A 2,239-nucleotide genomic window follows, 5' to 3' on the forward strand; every position below is an offset into this window, starting at 1 on the left:
CCGCCCCCATTCCCCAGGCGTCGCAGACGTTGTGTGAATCCGATAGCACCTGTGGGGAGGGGGTGGGGAGGGGCATTCTTTGCGCCGTCGTCGACACCATCTCCTCCGCCAGTACGCACCTCAAAACGTCGGCGGCGTGCAGGCACTGATCACTTCGCACGGCACCGGCCCGACGCAGCGGAAGCGGTGTGGTCGCCGGCTCTCGAAGTAATAGGCGTCACCCGGCCCAAGGATACGCCGCTCGTCGTCGACGGTCACCTCCAGCCGGCCGGAGAGCACGATCCCGCCCTCTTCGCCTTCATGGACCAGCGGCACCTTGCCGGTGTCTGCCCCCGGCTGATAGCACTCCTTGAGGATCTGCAGGCTGCGGCCGAAGAGATTGTCGCCGATCTGCCGATAGGAAATCGCTCCCTTACCGATCTCCACAAGCTCCTCCGCCGCATAGAAGGCCTTGCGCGGTCTTTCCGGTTCGAAGGAGAAGAACTCGGCGAGCCCGATCGGGATGCCGTCGAGAATGCGCTTCAGGGCGCCGACCGATGGGTTCGAGGCGTTCGATTCAATCAGCGAAATGGTCGAGTTGGTGACGCCCGCCCGCTTGGCGAGCTCGCGCTGTGAGAGATTGTGCATCAGCCGCACATGCCGCAGGCGATTGCCGATATCGACGCTCATCGCAGATTCCGTGTTGTCCTTGTTGAGAATACCGAAATTCTATCAAACAGCGTATAGAAAATACAATGGGTTAGTCGACCAAAGAAAAGGACTTGTTCGGCAATTCAAATCATGGCGTCAATCCCGCACCTGACAGGAGGAAGCCATGGACGCCCACAACAAGCCCAACACCCCGGTTCTCGACAGCTACTGGATGCCATTTACCGCCAACCGCCAGTTCAAGGCGGCACCCCGCCTGCTCGCCTCGGCCGAGGGCATGCACTATACCAGCGTCGACGGACGCAGGATCCTCGACGGCACCGCCGGTCTCTGGTGCGTCAATGCCGGCCATGGCCGCCGGCAGATCGCCGCCGCCGTCGAACGGCAGCTGACGACGATGGACTTTGCCCCCTCCTTCCAGATGGGCCATCCGATCGCCTTCGACTTCGCCGAGCGGCTCGCCGAGATCGCGCCGGGTCCCGAGGGCCAGAAGCTCGACCGGGTGTTCTTCACCGGCTCCGGCTCGGAATCGGTCGACACCGCGCTGAAGATCGCGCTCGCCTATCAGCGCTCGATCGGCCAGGGCACCCGCACCCGGCTCATCGGCCGCGAGCGCGGCTACCACGGCGTCGGCTTCGGCGGCATATCCGTCGGCGGCATCCTCAACAACCGCCGCGTCTTCCCGCAGCTTCCGGGCTCCGACCACCTGCGCCACACCCATGACCTTACCAAGAACGCCTTCGTCAAGGGCCAGCCGGACCATGGCGCCGACCTCGCCGACGACCTCGAAAGGCTGGTAGCGCTGCACGGCGCCGAGACGATCGCCGCCTGCATCGTCGAGCCCGTCGCCGGCTCGACCGGCGTGCTGATCCCGCCGAAGGGTTATCTCGAGCGGCTTCGCGCCATCTGCGACAGGCACGGCATCCTGCTGATCTTCGACGAGGTGATCACCGGCTTCGGCCGCCTCGGCGCCGCCTTCGCCACCGACTATTTCGGCGTGACGCCGGACCTCGTCACCACCGCCAAGGGGCTGACCAACGGCGCCATCCCGATGGGCGCGGTCTTCGCCAGCCGCAAGGTGCACGACGCGCTGATGCACGGCCCGGAAGGCCAGATCGAGCTCTTCCACGGCTATACCTATTCCGGTCACCCGGCCGCCTGCGCCGCCGGCATCGCCACGCTCGACATCTATCGCGACGAGGGCCTGATGACCCGCGCCGCCGAGCTTCAGGACGACTGGCACGAGGCGATGCATTCGCTGAAGGGCCTGCCGCATGTCATCGACATCCGCACCATCGGCCTCATTGCCGGCATCGAGCTCAAGTCGCGCGACGGCGCGCCCGGCGCCCGCGCCTATGACGTCTTCGTCGATTGCTTCGAGAAGGGGCTGCTGATCCGCGTCACCGGCGACATCATCGCCTTCTCGCCGCCGCTGATCGTCGACAAGAGCCATTTCGCCGAGATCGTCTCGGTGCTCGGCGAGGCACTGAAGCGGGCGAAGTAACCGGATGGATATTTGAGGGACAAGACCCCTCCCCAACCCTTCCCCACAAGGGCTATCGGATTCACACAACGTCTGCGACGCCTGGGG

At 64.9% G+C, this 2,239-nt stretch carries 2 protein-coding genes; one reads left to right on the top strand and one right to left on the bottom strand.

All coding sequences use genetic code 11. The annotated features are described in order from the left end of the window. Nucleotides 1–120: 120 nt before the first annotated feature. Nucleotides 121–669, bottom strand: coding sequence for a cupin domain-containing protein (locus N181_RS08695; RefSeq protein WP_014330317.1), 549 nt, complete (start codon nt 667–669; stop codon nt 121–123). 145 nt (nt 670–814) lie between these two features. On the opposite strand from N181_RS08695, the gene aptA reads away from it, so the two are divergent. Next, nucleotides 815–2,152 (top strand): omega-aminotransferase AptA, encoded by a 1,338-nt coding sequence (gene aptA / locus N181_RS08700; protein ID WP_037403150.1) that lies wholly within the window; start codon nt 815–817, stop codon nt 2,150–2,152. The last annotated feature ends 87 nt before the right edge of the window (nt 2,153–2,239 follow it).

The organism is Sinorhizobium fredii USDA 205 (assembly GCF_001461695.1).
Lineage (GTDB): Bacteria > Pseudomonadota > Alphaproteobacteria > Rhizobiales > Rhizobiaceae > Sinorhizobium > Sinorhizobium fredii.

Excerpts from the sequence above, each read along its gene's own strand:
- N181_RS08695 (WP_014330317.1), bottom strand. The coding sequence starts at position 669 with ATGAGCGTCGATATCGGCAATCGCCTGCGGCATGTGCGGCTGATGCAC.
- aptA (WP_037403150.1), top strand. The coding sequence starts at position 815 with ATGGACGCCCACAACAAGCCCAACACCCCGGTTCTCGACAGCTACTGG.